The sequence below is a fragment of the Paenibacillus sp. 1-18 genome (assembly GCF_000520755.1).
Taxonomy (GTDB): Bacteria; Bacillota; Bacilli; order Paenibacillales; family Paenibacillaceae; genus Paenibacillus; species Paenibacillus brasilensis.
This window is the reverse complement of sequence record NZ_ASSB01000054.1, coordinates 1-1,679: the sequence shown is the minus strand read 5'-3', so window position 1 is coordinate 1,679 and position 1,679 is coordinate 1. Positions and strand designations below refer to the sequence as shown.

The 1,679-nt window shown below is 31.6% G+C and carries 3 protein-coding genes; all 3 read left to right on the top strand.

The genetic code is table 11. From position 1 onward, the window contains the following. Positions 1 to 184, top strand: a 184-nt coding sequence (locus tag L693_RS0103430) for a helix-turn-helix domain-containing protein (protein ID WP_025716058.1), incomplete at its 5' end; no start/stop codon positions are given. Between the two features lie 172 nt (positions 185 to 356). Then, complete coding sequence (locus L693_RS0103420) at positions 357 to 803, top strand: hypothetical protein (protein ID WP_025716057.1); 447 nt, start codon at positions 357 to 359, stop codon at positions 801 to 803. A gap of 341 nt (positions 804 to 1,144) precedes the next feature. Beyond that, positions 1,145 to 1,495, top strand: a complete 351-nt coding sequence (locus L693_RS0103415) for a hypothetical protein (protein WP_025716056.1) — start codon at positions 1,145 to 1,147, stop codon at positions 1,493 to 1,495. Positions 1,496 to 1,679 lie beyond the last annotated feature (184 nt).

The following is a 1,679-nucleotide window of genomic DNA, read 5'->3' as shown; positions in this document are numbered from 1 at the left end:
ACATCGAATAGATGATATAACAGAATTGATGGCGAAGTCGGGATTAAGTCGGAATTCAATCAACAAGCTGTATAGGGAAACGAATATGGAAACAACAAAGCTGGAAACCTTGTTCAAGCTATGCGATACATTTAACTGTAAATTATCTGATTTGATTGAATATCTACCTGGAGATAATCAATAGTGAGGGCACTGAATCCGTCGTATAACATAATATTCAAGCAGCGGGCTCCTTCGGAGCCTTGGTCTGCGGATGGATTTCGGGGAGGAATTTCAGCAGACAACCCCTTCGGGGTTCATGAATACAGAAACGTTATACGCCATGTTTCTAAAGAATTAATAAAGGAGATTGTGATATGATTTGGAACTCCCACATTTGGAAAGCGGAATTAATTAAGGAATTGAGAAATTTCAAAAAATATCTCAAACAAATAAAATTCTCAAAATATGATACTGAACACTTTGTAATGGGGCTTGAGAAGTTTCATTTTCTTTGCAGTTTTATTATTAGAAAACTTGTTGAAAATGGAAAGTTAAGTGATGAATTACTTTCTAAAAATTACAAGTGTGGAAAATATCAAAGAATACAAAATGAGAAAAAAATAGATTTGCTAAATCTTATTGATTACGGTGAATTCTACGATTTAATGAATTGTTTAAACAGTTCACTTACAATTAAACAAATGTGCAATTCATTTATACATAGTTTTATTTTCTTTCCAACGTTTGATGAAGAAAATGGAATGGAGTATACTGGAGTATTTATAAATTCTGAGGTATGGCTATCTTTGTTTGAAATATAAAGGAGATGCAGCACTCTTAAGTGGATTCCTAGATGAAGATGTTTTCTCATCAGATGACTATATAGATGCAGCAATTAGTTTTATTGAAATCTTAAGTCCAAATTCAAAGAATATTTATACCCCATATCATATTAGACTCTTTAAACAAACCAGTTTTATTGAATACAATGGAGAATACTAAAAATAGACTGTAGGAAATTCGAAGAAGGCATCCACATAATATTCAAGCTGCGTCTCCGTTGGAGCCTGGGTCTGCGAGAAGCATTTCAGCAGACAACCCCTTTGGGATTCATGAATACAGAAACGTTATGTGAAACTGCTTAAAGATGGAGGAATACCAGATGTTTTTGAATTCTCATGTCTTTGAGTTAGCCCAAAAATTAAATACAGAAGAGATTCATAAGCAATGGACAGGCTTAAGAAGAAATTCTGTATTCTATGGCTTGGTCTGCTATATTAACAATTCAATTTCTTTATGTCTAAGTGATAATTATACAAGTTCAATATTGTTTTTAAGAAGAGCACGTAAAGAAATCATTAATATTGAAACCAATTCAAATAAGATTCAAGATCAATATGGAGATAAATATATTAAACTCTGTAATAATTATTTGAATGAGTTAGAGACATTTATAAAAGATAATCATTTAGTATCTGATGAAGATTTTGATTTTATTTTAAATAGAAAATAGTAAATATCGGTTTAAAAGAGTTTTCGAAGAAGCGTCGCATAACATAAAATGGTGGATCATTATATAAATATTATTATGATTCATTTGATTGTGAGCTAGTTGTCTGTAGACCCAAGCTCAATCTCGCTTTACATCTGACAGTAGAAGAATGGATTGTCAACAGTAAATCAAACAACTTTTTTAA

Excerpts from the sequence above, each read along its gene's own strand:
- L693_RS0103420 (WP_025716057.1), top strand. The coding sequence starts at position 357 with ATGATTTGGAACTCCCACATTTGGAAAGCGGAATTAATTAAGGAATTG.
- L693_RS0103415 (WP_025716056.1), top strand. The coding sequence starts at position 1,145 with ATGTTTTTGAATTCTCATGTCTTTGAGTTAGCCCAAAAATTAAATACA.